Source organism: Amycolatopsis albidoflavus (assembly GCF_039525725.1).
Taxonomy (GTDB): domain Bacteria; phylum Actinomycetota; class Actinomycetes; order Mycobacteriales; family Pseudonocardiaceae; genus Amycolatopsis; species Amycolatopsis albidoflava.
In genome coordinates, this window is record NZ_BAAAHV010000005.1 from 622,753 (window position 1) to 636,995 (window position 14,243).

Here is a 14,243-nt window from a genome sequence, read left to right on the forward strand (position 1 = left end):
CGGGAAGGGCGTTTGCGAGGAGGCTGCGGGGCGTCGAAGGCATGTCCATGGGACTTACCGTTCCCGACGCACGTAACCGGGGGCGTCCTGTGGTGTTTCGGGTGTGTCAGAGGGTGCCCGGGAATGCGTGATCTGCGGGAAACGTGCCGCGGATCAGCGTGGGGCGAGCAGGCGGAATTCGTTGTCTTCCGGGTCGGTGAAGTCGGTCTGGCCGACCAGGTGGGCGCCAGCGGCTTGGAGGCGGCGGGTTTCGGCGGCGGGGTCGTCATGGCGGGCCGGAGCTAGCTCCAGGTGGAGGCGGTTTTTGCCGTGCTTCGGGGTTTTCGCGCGGAGGAATTCGAGCGTGGGGCCGCGGCCGGAGGGGTTGCTCAGGGTGGTGATGGCGGGCTCTTCGGCGGTGATGGGCCAAGCTGTGAGCGGGGACCAGAAGCGGGCTAGGCGTGCGGGGTCCTCTGCGTCGACGACGAGCGCTGCCAGGGCACCGGAATTGGCGTATTCCTGGCGGGGTTCCAGCACACAGAACTCGTTGTCTTCGGGGTCGGCCAGGACGATCCACGGGACGTTGCGCTGGCCGATGTCGATGGGGCGTGCGCCTAGGGAAACGGCTCGGGCGACTGTTTCGCGCTGGTTCTGGGCGGAGGTGCTGGAGAGGTCTGGGTGGAGCCGGTTTTTGGTGGTCTTCGGGCGGGAGGCCGGGACGAAGACCAGGGTGAGATCGCAGCCGTCGCCGGGTGACGGGTGGACGGTGACCTCGTCCGGGGATTCGGCGGTGGTGTGCCAGCCCAGGAGTTCGGACCAGAATCGGGCCAGGCGTGCTGGTTCTTCTGCGGCGATGGCCAGGTTGACCAGACGTGGTGCCATGTCGCCACGGTAACGGGGAGGTCCGACAAAAACGGCGGATCGCCGGCTGGCCGGATCGGGTGAAAGAACTGTGCCGGCAAGCGCGGGGGTATCGCGCTTGCCGGCACAGCCGGATCGCCAGGTGGCCGGTGAGAAACCGAGAAGCTTCCCCGCTTTCGGTTCTAGGCGGTCACCTGGTGGCCAGTCGCAGCAGTGCCCAGGCCTGAGCGGACAGCTCGTGGTCGCCGTCGGTGTGGACCATGGTCACCGGGACTCTTCCCCAGAGCCAGAGGTACACGTTCTCGGGCGAGCCGGTGACTACCGCGTCCGCGGCGTCGGCGTCCCGCGGAGAGCAGCGCCAGGCTTCTGTTTCGCCGGGGCCCGCTCTCGCGATCCAGCTGTGGCCTCCGGTATGGAAACCGACTGTGCCGTTTCGGGTTCCCGAGATGCCCATGGTGGTGAGCTTGTGTCCGAAGTAGAGGGTGAGGGCCTCGTCGACGCCGTCGGCGGCCAGGTCGTCCGGGACTGTCGAGTCGCCGGCTCCGGCCGCGTTTTCGGCATCGACTCGGTGCACGAGGGTTTCGTGGAGCATCCGGCGGCGCCAGAAACCGTGGGTCGGGTCGGCGGACCACCAGGTGGCGGCTCGGGAGGCCGGGTCGTGGTCGGCCAGTTCGAGCTCGAGTTCGGTGCGGGCGGCGGAGTAGAAATCGACCACCGGCTGGCCGGGAAGGGGCTCTCGCCACGATTCGGGACGGCGGCCCTCACGGATCCAGCCGAGCACCTGCCAGTACACCGCGCCGACGTGCTTGAGCAGCTCGTTCAACGTCCAGCCCGGGGCGGTGGGCACCGGCGAATCGGGCGACGCCGAGTGCGCCGCCTCCCCCAGCAGCCGCGCCTCTGCGGAGAACGCCTCGAGCAACCGGCCGTGGTCGACCGTGCCGAGTTCACGCGACATGGGCTTCCCCGGACATCGGCAGGCCGTGCACGACCCGGCGGACCAATTCGAGGAACTGGGCGGTCGCCTGCAGGAGACCCGCGGCCAGTTCGGCGGTGACGCGGCCGGTGATGCCCGCTTCGGCGGCGGCCCGGGTTTCGGAGTGGTCGGCGAAGAACGCCGACCATTCGCGCAGTTCGGGGGCGACGGCGTCGAGCAGCACCCACCCGCTGGCCGGCCGGCCCCGTCCCCGGCGCGGACGGCCCCGGACGGCGAGCACCGCACCCGCGCCGCGCAGGGCGGCGAGGTAGGCGCCGATGAAGCGTTCGGCCGGGTCTCGTTCGTTTTCCGCGTGGTCGAGTCCGCGGTTGGCCTGGGCGAGGAGGGTGACCGCTTCGGGCGGGGTCGGCGGGCGCAGGGACAGCGGAAGTTGCGGCTGGCCCTGGGCGCCGGAGCGACGGGCGGACGGTTCGGCGGAGGGACGGACGGCGGCTCGGGTGCGGTGGACGACCTGTCTCGGGGGCGGAGAGCTGGGCAGGGCGGGTTCGGGGACGTGGTGCACGGTGGGCCTGGGGGTTGGGGAATCGGCCGGGGTGCGCTCGGGCTGGGGTGCGGGGTTGGCCGCCGCGGCAGAGATGCTCTCCGACGGCTCGGCGGCTGGGGAAACTGCGGGGAGGAGCTCTGGCTGATAAAGGGAACCATCCCCTGCCGCAGGCAGTGCGGTGGAGCGGTTCTCCGCCAGCCTTGATGCCGGGGAGCCCGCCGGGATGGTCTCGGGCTGAAGAGCGGGACTGGTAGATGGCGCGGCGGAGAGGTCCTTCGACGCAAAGGGCAGCGCGGGGTCGGGCGCCGGAGCAGCACGCCGGGCAGCGCCGACCGCCGAAGCGGCCGGGGCAGAAGCGCCCTCAGCACTCTTCGAGGCGCTCCCTGCAGTACTCCCCGGCTGCACCGCCGCGCCGAACGTCAGCTGTTCGCCTACCGCGCCGAGCCGGTCTGGGCGTCCCTCTGGAGCACGGTCCGCGGGGGACACGACCGAGACGGACATGGCGACCCTCCTCCTGCTCGGGTGGGCCCGGCCGGGTGCCCGAGGTGCTTCCCCCACCCCGGGACCGGCCGGTGCGCTCCCACCGGGTATCGAACGTCTGTTCGATCTGTTTCCAGAGTAGCCGCGCCGGCGAATCCGCTCAACCCCGCCGGTGGAATCGGGGCGCGTGGTGCGGGACACGGCTGCACCGACGTGGTCTCATAACCGGGTGAGCACCCACGACCATCCCGCTGTCGCCAAGGTCACCGCCGCGCTGGGCGAGGCCGGGCAGCACGCCGCCGCTGACGGAGTGCGGGTGCTGCCCGCCGAGGTGCGCACTGCCGCGCAGGCCGCGGAGGCGCTCGGCGTGCCGGTCGGCGCTATTGCCAACAGTCTCGTTTTCCGGGCCCGCACGACCGACGGGGCTGAGGTCGCGTTGCTTGCCCTCACCTCGGGGGCGCATCGGGCGAAGGAGTCCCGGCTGGCGGAACTCGCGGGCGTCGCGGAGGTCGGCAAGGCGGACGCGGCGTTCGTCCGGGAGCACACGGGACAACCGATCGGGGGCGTCGCTCCGGTCGGGCATCCGGAGCGGCTCGTGACACTCGTGGACACGGCGTTGCGCGAGCATCCCGAGGTTTGGGCCGCGGCGGGGCATCCGAAATCGGTCTTCCCGACCACGTTCGACGCGCTCGTCACGCTCACCGGGGGCACCCCTGGCGAGCTGGCGGGCGAAGGGGAGGATGGGCGACTGTGACCGCCATGTCCTCCTCCGGGTGCTCCCGGTACGTGCAGCTCTCCGCCGACGAGTTCCGCTCCCGGCTGCCGGAAGCGCTGGCGATCTACGTGAACGCGATGCACTACCCCGAGGGCACCGCAGAACAGCGCGCGCCGATGTGGCTCACCCATGCGCTGCGTGAAGGCTGGCGCTGCATGGCGGCCCTCGACGACAACGGCGTGCTGCTAGGAGTCGCGTACGGCTACAAGGGCCGCGCGGGACAGTGGTGGCACGAGCAGGTCCGGCACGGCCTCACCCGCCGCGCGGGTACGGAGGAAGCCGAGCGCTGGCTGACGGACTACTTCGAGCTCACCGAGATCCACGTGCGCCCGGAGAACCAGGGCAAGCAGATCGGCGAGGACCTGCTGCGCCGGCTGCTCGACGGCGTCCCCAGCGCGAACGTCCTGCTCTCCACGCCGGAGGGCACGAGCCGGGCGTGGAAGCTGTACCGGCGCATGGGGTTCGTCGACGTTCTGCGCGACTACCAGTTCACCGGCGATCCGCGGCCGTTCGCGATTCTCGGGCGGTCGCTGCCGCTCGAAGAGGCGTAGGACGCCGCACGCCCAGTGCCGGACCGGGCGTGCGGCGCGCTCAGCTACTGCAAGAAACGGCCCCCAGAGGCCGTGCGCGCCAGCGATCAGGCGTGGCCGAGCGACGGTGCCACAGTCTTGGCCACGGCGACCGCCTTCGTGCAGGCGGTGGCGGTGTCGAGGCCGCTTTCGGGCTCGCCGCTGAACTGCACGGAGACGATCTCGCCGTACCCGTGAGCCTCGTCCTCCTTCGGGGTCTCGACCTTGCGCCAGGTCGCGTCGCAGCTGACCACGCTGCTGTCCGCGTCCTTCTTCTGGATGGCCGTGACGCCGCCGCCGAGGTCGGCGGGCTGGCCGTCCCCGGCGTCGGCGGGCAGGCCTTGGTACAGATGCACCGACACCTGCGGGTAGTGGGTGCCGTCGCCGGACCAGAAGTCGCATTCGTGCAGGCTCTTGGGCTCCACGAAGGACTTCTTCCCGAGCGCGGTATCCACGGCCTGCTTGCCCGCCGCCGCGCACGGGTCGGTCTTCAGCACAGAGCCAGGCACCTGCTTGTACTGCGGCGGAGTCCCGTGCAGGGCCTGGACGACCTTGGTCAGCGCCGCGCGGCCGGGCGCGCAGGCGTCGCCAGGGGACTTGGTCTGGAAGGTGATCCCCAGCGACTGTTCGAACGACGTCACGACCGAGACCCAGCACGACCCGGGCTTGTCGTTGTCGACGACCAGCGGAAGGCCTTCGAGCTTCTCGGACGGGTCCTTCGACAGGATCATCTGGTCGCCGACGCGCAGCACCAGCTCGACGGTCTTGCCGCCGGAGTCCTTGACGTCGACGCTGCACTCGCCCCATTCGGAGGAGGAAACGCTCGACTGGTCCAGGGCGCCGACGCCGCCGAGGGTCTTGCTGTCCAGCAGCGCGCACGGATCCACGGTTCGCAGGGCCGCCGCCTGCACCGCGGGGTCGGTGATCGGGGGTTTCGCTTCGGAGGTGGGAGAATCCGCGGCGGCGGTGCCCGCGGTCGAGCCGCCGCAGCCCGCGAGCAACGCCAGCAGAGCCACCCCAGCAGCCAGCGGCGATGCCCGGAATATTCGGTTTTCGGTGATCATGCGCGGCACCGTAGCGGAATCCGTCACCCGTTCGTGGCAAAATCTCCAAAAATGCGGACAGTCCGTGAATGATGTTCACCGGGGCTCGGGCCGCCAGTAGCCGACCGCGAGCGCGGCGATGAGCAGCACCGCGCCGCCCCACGCGAACGCACTCAGCCGTTCGTGCAGGAAAACGACCGAAAGCACGGACGCGGTAAGCGGTTCGAGCAGCGCGGACAACGCGCCCAGCACCGGGTGGGCACCGCCGAGGCCGCGGAAGTACGCGGCATACGCGACGGCTGTCGGGACCACGCCGAAATACAAGGCCAGCAGGAGCACGTCAGCGCTGGCGGGAAGGCCCATGCCGAGCCACAGGGCGGCGGGCGTCAGCAGCAAACCGCCGGTCAGGCAGCCGAAGGCCGTGGTAGCCAACGGATCGAGGCCGTCGACGGGCTTCGCCGTGACGAGTGTGAGCACGGCGAACCCGGTCGCCGCGAGCAATGCGAAGCCGAGACCGCCGACCAGTCGGACGGGTGACGTCGCGCTTTCCGGCGACCAGCGCAGCAGCACCAGCCCCGCGACCGCGCCGCCGACGGACACCAGCGTCCACAACCGGGGTGCGCGGCGGTGCCGAACGGCGGAAAACACAGTGAGCACAACGGGTGCAGCACCGATCGTGGTCATCGTCGCCGTGCTGACCGAACTGAGTGCGACAGCGGCGAAGTAGCTGGCTTGAAAGAGGGCGAAGAGTGCGCCGATGAGGACGAGACGGCGCCAGTTTTGCTTGGTGGGAAGGCGAAGTCCGCCGGTGAAGGCGACATAGACCGCGCTCGCGGCACCGCCGATGAGCAGGCGGTAGGTGGCGACGGCCAGCGGGTGCAGGCCGGCTTTCTGGGCGAGCAGCGAGCCGGACAGGCCGCCGGTTCCCCAGAGCACACCGGCTACGACGAGGGCGGCCGACGAGCGGGCGCGCGAAGGTACGAGAACAGACATTCGGAAGTGGGCTCCTGCGTCGAAGGAAACGGAAATCGACGACGCGGGGCAGCGTGCGTAGGCCGGTTCAGGACGTCATCCGGTGGCCGCGGGCCCGATTTCGGGCGCACGCGGCGAAAACTGCCCCGCTCAGGAGGCTGGTGGTGGGATGACGACGAGAAGCCACTGCACGGACGGGAGCTTAACCAGAGGCGGCGGAGACGATCAACGGGTTTGCGGCGTGCGGCGCCAGCGGATTTCGCCGTCCTGCCACTCGTCAGTGGCGGTGAGCCCGATCGCGGCGGCCACGGCGGCGGAGGCCCGGTTTTCCGGGTGGATGTGGGCGACGATCGCGTCCACCGGCTGCTGGACCAGCCAGCCGACCAGCGCTCGCGCGGCTTCGGTGGCGATGCCCCGGCCCTGCCACGGAGTTCCCACCACCCAGGCGATTTCGGCGACAGAACCGTCGATCGTCGCCTGAACAGTGCCCGCCAGGCCGGAATCGCGCAGCTGAATCACCCAGTTCAGCCAGGACACCGCCGGATCGGGCGAGCCCGCGGTCATCCGCCGGTAGCGCGAACGGAGAGCTGCCAACGAGTCCGGAGCGCCGCCGATGTACGTGTGCAGGACCGGGTCGGACAGCACCGACGCCATCTCTTCGGCATGCGAGACGGACAGCGGCAGCAGGTTCAACCGGGCGGTTTTGATGAGCTGAGCGGTAACCATGCGTGATAGACACCCGGGCCGGTGCGGAAACACCGGCCCGGGAAAGCAGTCTCAGTCCAGCTGCGCCAACTGCTCTCGCAACGTGTCCAGCCCCATGCCGCCCATTTGCAGGGCCTTGGTGTGGAACTGCTTGATGTCGAACGCCGAACCCTGCCGCGCGCGGGCGTCGTCGCGGGCCGCGAGCCACAGGCGTTCGCCGAGCTTGTACGCGGGGGCCTGGCCCGGCCAGCCGAGGTAGCGGTCGATCTCGTCGTGGATGTGCGCGTGGTCGGTGATCGTGCGGGTCAGCATGAACTCCAGGCCCAGGTCGGGCGTCCAGCGCTCGCCCTCGTGGAATCCGGTGCCCGCCGGGATTTCCAGCTCCAGGTGCATGCCGAGGTCGACCACGACGCGGGCGGCGCGGAACATCTGCTCGGACAGCATGCCCAGCAGGTTGCCGTCGTCCGAGAGGTAGCCCAGCTCTTCCATCAGGCGTTCCGCGTACAGCGCCCAGCCTTCGCCGTGCGCCGAGATGAACGTCATGAGCCGCTGGTACTTCGTGAGCGTCTCGGCCTGGTTGACCGCGGTCGCGATCTGCAGGTGGTGGCCGGGGACGCCCTCGTGGTAGACCGTCGAAACCTCGCGCCACGTCGTGAATTCGTTGCGGTCCGCGGGAAGCGACCACCACATCCGGCCGGGACGGCTGAAGTCCTCGCTCGGTCCGGTGTAGTACGCGCCGACGCCGCCGCCGGGCGGGGCGATCTTGCACTCCAGCGCCATCAACCGGTCCGGGATGTCGAAGTGCTTGCCGCGCAACGACTTCAGCGCGTCGTCGGACAGCTGCTGCATCCACGCCTCGAACTGTGGGCGGCCCTGGACGCGGTAGCGCGGGTCGGCGTCGAGCACCGCGGCGGCCTCCGCGGGCGTCGCGCCGGGCTTGATGCGGTTCGCGACCGCGCGCATTTCCGTTTCCAGCCGCGAGAATTCGTGCCAGCCCCACTCGTACGCCTCGCGCAGGTCCAGCTCCGCGCCGATGAAGTAGCGCGACCACAGCCGGTAGGTGTCCTCGCCGACGGCGTCCTTGACCGGGGCCTTCGGGGCGAGTTCGGCGCGCAGGAATCCGGCGAACTCCGCGAACGCCTCGTCCGCGGCCCGCGCGCCCGCGGCCAGATCGGACTTCAGCGAATCGACACCCGCGCCGGCGACCATGCTGGCGAAGAACCCGGGGCCGTCCTTGAGCCCGGCCCACGTCTCGCACTGCTCGGCGACCTTCGAGACCTGCCGCAGCGCCGAAACCTGCCCCTTGTCGGCGGAGGCCAGCAGCGACGCGCGGACGCCGGCGAGCGCCTCGGGCACCTTCGGCAGCCGGGCCGCGACGTTCGCCCAGTCGTCCGGGGTGTCGGTCGGCATCAGGTCGAAGACCATCCGCAGGCCCTGCACCGGGCTCTCGATCACGTTGAGCGAAGCGGCGTCGAGACCCGCGTCGTGGATCTCCAGCTCGAGGCCGATCCGCTCGCTGAAGACGGCCTTCGCGACCCGCTCCCCCGCGTCCGCCGGTTCCGCGGCGGTCACCGCGGCCAGCGCGCGCCGCGCCAGGTCCGCGCGGGCGTCGTGGCCCGCGGGCGAATAGTCGGTCAGCTGGTCGTCGTAGCCCGCGACGCCGAGCATGGTGGCCGCGACCGGGTCCACGGCCACGTAATCGTCGACGTACCGGTCGCAGATCTCCGGAACGCTCTGTTCGGTGGAAGCCATGTCCGGCACGCTACCGGCCTGGGGCGCCCAGAGCCCACGCAGTTACGCGCGGGCGGGCACCAGTCCGAGCCGGGTGACCACCTCGCGCGTCGCCTTGGACCGGTTGAAGGTGTAGAAGTGCAGGTCGGGCACGCCTTCGGCGATCAGTTTCTCGCACAGTTCGGTGACCCAGTCGAGGCCGGCCGCGCGGAACGCCTTGGGGTCGCCGGAGAACGGTTCGAGCCGGTCGAGCAGCCGCTGCGACGCCGGGGCCCCGGAGAGTTTGATCGTGGTGTGCAGCGTCCGCAGCGTGGTCAGCGGCATGATGCCGGGCAGCACGAGCGCGTCGCAGCCCGCGGCCGCGACCCGGTCGCGCAGCCGCAGGAAGTCCTCGGCCTCGAAAAACAGCTGCGCGATCGCGAAATCCGCTCCCGCGCGGAACTTGCGGACCAGGTGCTTCGTGTCCGTTTCCAGGTCCGCCGAACGCGGGTGGCCGTACGGGAACGCCGAGACGCCGACGCAGAAGTCGCCGAGCGAGCGGACCAGTTCGACCAATTCCTCGGCGTAGGCGAGGCCCTCGGGGTGCGGCACCCAGTCGCCGTAGACGTCGCCGGGCGGGTCGCCGCGCAGGGCGAGGATGTTGCGCACGCCGACCGCCGCGTACCAGCCGATCACGTTCCGCAGTTCGGACACCGAATGGTCGACCGCCGTCAGGTGGGCCATCGGGCAGAGCGTGGTTTCGGTGGCGACGCGGGCGATGCTGCGGATGGTGCCGTCGCGGCTCGAACCGCCCGCGCCGTAGGTGATCGACATGTACGCCGGGTCCAGCGGTTCCAGCTCGCGGATCGCCTTCCACAGGACGGCCTCGTCGGCCTCGTCGCGGGGCGGGAAGAACTCGACGGAGAACGCGGGCCCGTCCCCCCGCAGCCTTTCGATCACCGACGTCATGGGGTGAAATGGTAGTGGCTCGCCTCGACCCGCGGCAGAGCTGACGGGTGGGCTTGGCCACGCGGCGTACCGTCAGGGGCGAACCCTCCGGGGAGGCGAGCCCATGAGCAGTGAAGACGATCTGGCCTGGGACGAAGACGTGCGCGTGGCCGTCTACCGCGCGTTCGCTTCCCGCGGCCGCCCGCCCACCGCGCCCGAACTGGCCGACGCCGCGCACGGGTCGCTCGCGGTGGCGAAACAGGCGCTGCACCGGATGGCCGACCCGAGATGGCTGTGGCTCGACGAATGCGAGCACGTGGCGCTGGCCGCGCCGTTCGCGGCGGTCCCGCTCGGGTTCGCGGTGATGGGCGAGCACACCATGTGGTGGGGCGGGTGCGCCTGGGATTCGTTCGCGATCCCGCACCTCGTCTCCGGCGAGCCCGAGGTGCTGGTGGCGACGCGCTGTCCGGGCTGCGGCGAGCCGTCCGCGCTGGTCGTGCGGCGGGACCGGCCGCCTGAGGGCGCGCAGGTCGCGTACTTCCCGGCCTCGCCCGACCAGCTGGCGGGCGATCGCGGGAAGCAGCGGCTGTACTGCGCCGAGTCCTGTGTGGACAGTCCGGGCGAGGTGCTCGGGCTCGACGCGCTGTGGCATCTCGCGAAGGACTGGTACGCGGGCTGCCTCGAACCCGGCTACCGGCCGCGCGGACCGATAGAGGCGGCGGAGTACTTCGCGGCGAGCGGGCGTCCTGACGCGTTCCGGAGCGGCTGAGCGCGTCTGGTGCGCCACATCCGGGGGCGCCCGGCGTGACCCCGGCCGCCCTCGTCGCGGAGGATGAAGGCATGGACGCGCCCGGATTCGACGCCGATCTCCCCCTGCACGTGGAGCGTGCGCTGGCCGATTTCCTCGGCCGGGCGGGGACCGAGATCCTGCGCACCGAGCCGAGCGTCGTGGCCGGGATCGAGGCGCTGTCCGGTTTCGTGCTGGGCGGCGGCAAGCGGATCCGCCCGACGTTCGCCTGGTGGGGCTGGCGCGGCGCGGGTGGCGCGGCCTCCGGTCCGCTCGCTGAGGGCGCGCTGCAGGCGGTGGCGAGCCTGGAGCTGATCCAGGCGTGCGCGCTGATCCACGACGACCTCATCGACTCCTCTGACTCGCGCCGCGGCAGGCCGACCGTGCACGTGGCCGCCGAGAAACTGCACGCCGACCGCGGCTGGCTCGGTTCGCCTTCGGTGTTCGGGCTGGCCAGCGCGGTGCTGGTGGGCGATCTGGCGCTGGCCTGGGCCGACGACATGTTCGCCGAGGCCCCGCTGCCCGCGGCCACGATCGCGGCGGCTCGGCCGGCTTGGCGCGCGATGCGCACCGAGGTCCTCGCCGGGCAGTACCTCGACGTCCGCACGCAGGCGGTGGGCGACGCTTCGCCCGAGGCCGCGCTGCGGATCGACCGGCTCAAGACCGCCGCGTACACCGTCCAGCGCCCGCTGCACCTCGGTGCCTCGCTCGCCGGGGCGGACGAGCGGCTGATCGCCACGCTGCTGGAGTTCGGCGGCGACGTGGGCGTGGCCTTCCAGCTGCGCGACGACCTGCTCGGCGTGTTCGGCGACCCGTCGGTGACCGGGAAGCCCGCCGGCGACGACCTGCGCGAGGGCAAGCGCACCCTGCTCGTGGCGCTGGGCCTGCAGCTGGCCGCGGAGAAGGGCGACCACGCCGCGGCCAAGGTCATCGCCGACGCGATCGGGGCCGCGGATCTGACCAACGGCACCGTGGACCAGGTCCGCGAGGCGCTGACCTCGGTCGGCGCGGTCGCCGCGGTGGAACGCCAGATCGACGAGCTGACCGCCTCCGCGAACGCCGCGCTGGAACGCGCGCACCTGGCCGAGCCCGCCCCGTCGGCGCTCGCCGGGCTGATCCGGCTGGCTACCCAGCGGAACTTCTGATGCGGACGGTGAACGGGCACGCCGACCACGTGGTGGTCGTCGGCGCGGGGCTGGCCGGGCTCTCGGCGACGCTGCACCTGCTCGGGGCGGGACGCCGGGTGACGCTGCTGGAGCAGCAGAAGACGCCCGGCGGACGGGCCGGGCAGCAGGACTTCGGCGCGAACGCGGTCGACACCGGGGCCAGCGTGCTGACCATGCCGGAGCTGGTGGACGAAGCGCTGCACGCGGTCGGCGAATCGCTGGCCGACACCGTGCCGCTGACCAGGCTCGATCCGGCGTACCGGGCTCGCTTCGCCGACGGCAGCTCGCTCGCGGTGCACACCGACGGCGACGCGATGGAAGCCGAGATCCGGTCGTTCGCCGGTCCGGCCGAGGCGGACGGCTACCGGCGGCTGCGGCGGTGGCTCACCGAGCTGTACGCGGCACAGAAGGACCACTTCATCGGCGCGAACTTCGATTCGCCGCTGGACCTTGTCCGTCCGGAACTGGTGAAGCTCGCCGCGCTGGGCGGCTTCGGCCGGTTAGGGCCGCGCGTCGCCAGCTTCTTACGCGACGAGCGCGTACGGCGGCTCTTCTCCTTTCAGGCGCTGTACGCAGGTCTCGACCCGACGCGTGCGCTCGGCGCGTACGGCGTCATCGCGTACATGGACACTGTCGGCGGCGTCTTCTACCCGCGCGGTGGCATGGGCGCGATCGCCCGCGCGATGTCCGACGCTGCGACGCGCGCTGGAGCCGAGCTGCGGTTTGGTACGGAAGCTGCGTGGCTTGAGCGGGTGTCGTCGCGCGTACGCGCTGTACGCACGCGTTCGGGCGAGCGTATTGAGTGTGACGCCGTAGTGCTCGCGACAGAGCTTTCGGCGGCGTACCGGCTGATCGGCGCGCGTCCGCGGCGTGTGCTGCCGTTGAAGTACTCGCCGTCGGCCTTCGTGCTGCACGGGCACGCGGACCGTTCGTGGCCGGAACTGGACCACCACACGATCTTCTTCGGCCAGGCGTGGGAACGGACCTTCGCCGAGATTGTCCGCGAGGGCAAGCTGATGAGCGATCCGTCGCTGCTGGTCACACGCCCGACCGCGACAGAGCCGTCGCTCGCCGGGGACGGCGGCGAGATCGTCTCCGTGCTCGCTCCGGCCCCGAACCTGAACACCGGCCCGATCGACTGGGCGCGCGTCGGCCCGGCTTATCGCGAAGAATTGCTGCGTACGCTGGAATCGCGCGGGCTCACCGGGTTCCGCGAAGAGTTTATTGTGGACGAACAGCTGACTCCGGCCGACTGGGCGGCGCGCGGGTTGGCTGCCGGGACGCCGTTCTCGCTCGCGCACACCTTCAGCCAGACCGGCCCGTTCCGGCCCGCGAACCTGGTGCGGGCGGCGGAAAACGTGGTGCTCGCCGGATGCGGAACGACGCCCGGCGTCGGCATTCCGCCCGTGCTGATCTCCGGACGGCTCGCCGCGGAAAGGATCACCGGCCGGTGAGCGAACTCGACGCGGCCGGCATCGCCGAACCCGCGCTGCGTGCTGCTTATGCGGAATGCCGGCGCATCAACGCCTACCACGGCCGCACGTTTTTCCTTGCCACGCGGCTGCTTCCGGCGCGGGCTCGGCCGGCCGCGCACGCGCTGTACGGCTTCGCGCGGATGGCCGACGAACTGGTCGACAACCCCGAGCCCGGCACCGATCCGGCGGTCGCGCTGGACAAGGTCGCCGGGCTCGTCGACGAGGTTTACGACGGGAGCGTCCCGGCCGACCCGGTGCTGGCAGCGCTCGCGGATACGGTGTCCCGCTACGAAATCCGGCGTGCTTTGGTGGATGCGTTTCTGCGTTCCATGCGGATGGATTTGACGGTTTCCGAGTACGCGACTTACGCCGATCTTGGCGAGTACATCTACGGTTCGGCTTGTGTGATCGGGCTGCAGATGCTGCCGGTGTTCGGGACTGTTGTGCCGCTGGAGGAGGCTTCGCCTAGCGCGGCGGCGTTGGGGGAAGCGTTTCAGCTGACCAATTTCCTGCGCGATGTCGGCGAGGATCTCGACCGTGGGCGGTTGTATTTGCCGACGGAGGAGCTGGCGGCGTTCGGGGTGGATCGGGCGAGGTTGCTGGACGCTCGGCGGAGCGGGCGGCTGGATCCTCGGGTGCGGGCGGCGCTTGCGGTGGCGGTTTCGCGGACTCGGGCGGTGTATCGGCGGGCTGAGGCGGGGATTCCGTTGCTGCGGCCGGAATCTCGGCCTTGCGTGCGGACGGCTATCACGTTGTACGAGGGCATTCTGGACGAGATCGAGGCGATGGACTACGCCGTGCTGAACCGCCGCGCGGTCGTCGGCAACGGGCGGCGGGTTGCGGTCGCGGTGCCTGCGTTGGTACGGCGGGCGGTTACTTCCAGGTCTCGATAACGCGGGCCGGTTCGGCGCTGGCGTCGTAGGAGCGCAGCCAATCCGGAGTCAGCCGGATGAGGGCGAAGGCCTCGTCAAGCGCGCGGGAGCCAGGGAACTGGTCCAGATAGATCTGGCCGGCCTCGCGGCGGGCAGCGCCGGATTCGATGACTGCCGGGCCCTCCGCCTGCACCGAAATCGACCCGGTACAGCCGATCACCGCGGCCGCGCGCGGGTTGGCGCGGAGGTTGGCGACCTTGCGGGTGCTGAGGTTGGCGTTGAACAGCAGCGACCCGTCCTCGGTGACGGCGAAGCTGACCAGCGCTGCTTCAGGATGGCCGTTTGCGGCGGTGGTGGCGACGACGCCTAGCGGGTTGGCGCGGACAAAGCTGGTGAATGCCGCCAAGGAAAGGGTTTCCATGG

The 14,243-nt window shown here is 70.8% G+C and carries 15 protein-coding genes; 6 read left to right on the forward strand and 9 right to left on the reverse strand.

The window, feature by feature from the left end; all coding sequences use genetic code 11:
- Window positions 1-153: 153 nt before the first annotated feature.
- The 3 genes from ABD156_RS07385 to ABD156_RS07395 form a co-directional block, all read right to left on the reverse strand.
- Window positions 154-861 (reverse strand): VOC family protein, encoded by a 708-nt coding sequence (locus tag ABD156_RS07385; RefSeq protein WP_344268033.1) that lies wholly within the window; start codon window positions 859-861, stop codon window positions 154-156.
- Window positions 862-1,030: 169 nt separating this feature from the next.
- Window positions 1,031-1,795: a maleylpyruvate isomerase N-terminal domain-containing protein gene (locus tag ABD156_RS07390; RefSeq protein ID WP_344268035.1), complete on the reverse strand. Its 765-nt coding sequence runs from the start codon at window positions 1,793-1,795 to the stop codon at window positions 1,031-1,033.
- Window positions 1,785-2,336, reverse strand: a complete 552-nt coding sequence (locus ABD156_RS07395; protein ID WP_344268037.1) for an SAV_6107 family HEPN domain-containing protein — start codon at window positions 2,334-2,336, stop codon at window positions 1,785-1,787. Before ABD156_RS07395 ends, ABD156_RS07390 begins: the two co-directional genes overlap by 11 nt.
- Window positions 2,337-3,027: 691 nt before the next feature.
- Here ABD156_RS07395 and ABD156_RS07400 point away from each other — a divergent pair.
- Together ABD156_RS07400 and ABD156_RS07405 are read left to right on the forward strand one after the other, a co-directional pair.
- On the forward strand, window positions 3,028-3,552 hold the full coding sequence (locus ABD156_RS07400) for a YbaK/EbsC family protein (protein WP_344268039.1): 525 nt from the start codon (window positions 3,028-3,030) through the stop codon (window positions 3,550-3,552).
- Window positions 3,549-4,124 carry a GNAT family N-acetyltransferase gene (locus tag ABD156_RS07405; protein WP_344268041.1) on the forward strand — a complete coding sequence of 192 codons (576 nt, stop codon included), beginning with the start codon at window positions 3,549-3,551 and terminating at the stop codon, window positions 4,122-4,124. The genes ABD156_RS07400 and ABD156_RS07405 overlap by 4 nt, the downstream gene beginning before the upstream one ends.
- An 86-nt stretch (window positions 4,125-4,210) precedes the next feature.
- Here the strand turns inward: ABD156_RS07405 and ABD156_RS07410 are convergent, their stop codons facing one another.
- The 5 genes from ABD156_RS07410 to ABD156_RS07430 all read right to left on the reverse strand — a co-directional run bounded on the left by ABD156_RS07410 (window position 4,211) and on the right by ABD156_RS07430 (window position 9,541).
- The gene (locus ABD156_RS07410) at window positions 4,211-5,206 is read right to left on the reverse strand and encodes a DUF3558 family protein (RefSeq protein ID WP_344268043.1); all 996 of its coding nucleotides are present in this window, start codon (window positions 5,204-5,206) and stop codon (window positions 4,211-4,213) included.
- A 75-nt stretch (window positions 5,207-5,281) separates the two neighbouring features.
- Window positions 5,282-6,178 (reverse strand): DMT family transporter, encoded by an 897-nt coding sequence (locus ABD156_RS07415; protein ID WP_344268045.1) that lies wholly within the window; start codon window positions 6,176-6,178, stop codon window positions 5,282-5,284.
- 204 nt (window positions 6,179-6,382) lie between these two features.
- Complete coding sequence (locus ABD156_RS07420) at window positions 6,383-6,883, reverse strand: GNAT family N-acetyltransferase (protein WP_344268047.1); 501 nt, start codon at window positions 6,881-6,883, stop codon at window positions 6,383-6,385.
- A gap of 51 nt (window positions 6,884-6,934) precedes the next feature.
- Window positions 6,935-8,614, reverse strand: a complete 1,680-nt coding sequence (locus ABD156_RS07425; protein WP_344268049.1) for a DUF885 domain-containing protein — start codon at window positions 8,612-8,614, stop codon at window positions 6,935-6,937.
- Window positions 8,615-8,656: 42 nt separating this feature from the next.
- A complete protein-coding gene (locus ABD156_RS07430; RefSeq protein ID WP_344268051.1) occupies window positions 8,657-9,541 on the reverse strand; it encodes a methylenetetrahydrofolate reductase in 885 nt (294 codons plus the stop codon).
- 103 nt (window positions 9,542-9,644) lie between these two features.
- Between ABD156_RS07430 and merB the strand changes: the two genes are divergently transcribed.
- The 4 genes from merB to ABD156_RS07450 all read left to right on the forward strand — a co-directional run bounded on the left by merB (window position 9,645) and on the right by ABD156_RS07450 (window position 13,841).
- Window positions 9,645-10,289: an organomercurial lyase gene (merB, locus tag ABD156_RS07435; protein WP_344268053.1), complete on the forward strand. Its 645-nt coding sequence runs from the start codon at window positions 9,645-9,647 to the stop codon at window positions 10,287-10,289.
- A 71-nt stretch (window positions 10,290-10,360) separates the two neighbouring features.
- Window positions 10,361-11,452 carry a polyprenyl synthetase family protein gene (locus tag ABD156_RS07440; RefSeq protein ID WP_344268055.1) on the forward strand — a complete coding sequence of 364 codons (1,092 nt, stop codon included), beginning with the start codon at window positions 10,361-10,363 and terminating at the stop codon, window positions 11,450-11,452.
- Window positions 11,452-12,927, forward strand: coding sequence for a phytoene desaturase family protein (crtI, locus tag ABD156_RS07445; RefSeq protein WP_344268057.1), 1,476 nt, complete (start codon window positions 11,452-11,454; stop codon window positions 12,925-12,927). Before ABD156_RS07440 ends, crtI begins: the two co-directional genes overlap by 1 nt.
- The gene (locus tag ABD156_RS07450) at window positions 12,924-13,841 is read left to right on the forward strand and encodes a phytoene/squalene synthase family protein (RefSeq protein WP_344268059.1); all 918 of its coding nucleotides are present in this window, start codon (window positions 12,924-12,926) and stop codon (window positions 13,839-13,841) included. Before crtI ends, ABD156_RS07450 begins: the two co-directional genes overlap by 4 nt.
- Here the strand turns inward: ABD156_RS07450 and ABD156_RS07455 are convergent.
- The gene (locus ABD156_RS07455; protein ID WP_344268061.1) at window positions 13,822-14,241 is read right to left on the reverse strand and encodes a pyridoxamine 5'-phosphate oxidase family protein; all 420 of its coding nucleotides are present in this window, start codon (window positions 14,239-14,241) and stop codon (window positions 13,822-13,824) included. The genes ABD156_RS07450 and ABD156_RS07455 overlap by 20 nt on opposite strands.
- Between the last annotated feature and the right edge of the window lie 2 nt (window positions 14,242-14,243).

Coding starts and splice junctions, on each gene's coding strand:
- ABD156_RS07385 (WP_344268033.1), bottom strand. CDS start 861: ATGGCACCACGTCTGGTCAACCTGGCCATCGCCGCAGAAGAACCAGCA.
- ABD156_RS07390 (WP_344268035.1), bottom strand. CDS start 1,795: ATGTCGCGTGAACTCGGCACGGTCGACCACGGCCGGTTGCTCGAGGCG.
- ABD156_RS07410 (WP_344268043.1), bottom strand. CDS start 5,206: ATGATCACCGAAAACCGAATATTCCGGGCATCGCCGCTGGCTGCTGGG.
- ABD156_RS07415 (WP_344268045.1), bottom strand. CDS start 6,178: ATGTCTGTTCTCGTACCTTCGCGCGCCCGCTCGTCGGCCGCCCTCGTC.
- ABD156_RS07420 (WP_344268047.1), bottom strand. CDS start 6,883: ATGGTTACCGCTCAGCTCATCAAAACCGCCCGGTTGAACCTGCTGCCG.
- ABD156_RS07425 (WP_344268049.1), bottom strand. CDS start 8,614: ATGGCTTCCACCGAACAGAGCGTTCCGGAGATCTGCGACCGGTACGTC.
- ABD156_RS07430 (WP_344268051.1), bottom strand. CDS start 9,541: ATGACGTCGGTGATCGAAAGGCTGCGGGGGGACGGGCCCGCGTTCTCC.
- merB (WP_344268053.1), top strand. CDS start 9,645: ATGAGCAGTGAAGACGATCTGGCCTGGGACGAAGACGTGCGCGTGGCC.
- ABD156_RS07440 (WP_344268055.1), top strand. CDS start 10,361: ATGGACGCGCCCGGATTCGACGCCGATCTCCCCCTGCACGTGGAGCGT.
- crtI (WP_344268057.1), top strand. CDS start 11,452: ATGCGGACGGTGAACGGGCACGCCGACCACGTGGTGGTCGTCGGCGCG.
- ABD156_RS07455 (WP_344268061.1), bottom strand. CDS start 14,241: ATGGAAACCCTTTCCTTGGCGGCATTCACCAGCTTTGTCCGCGCCAAC.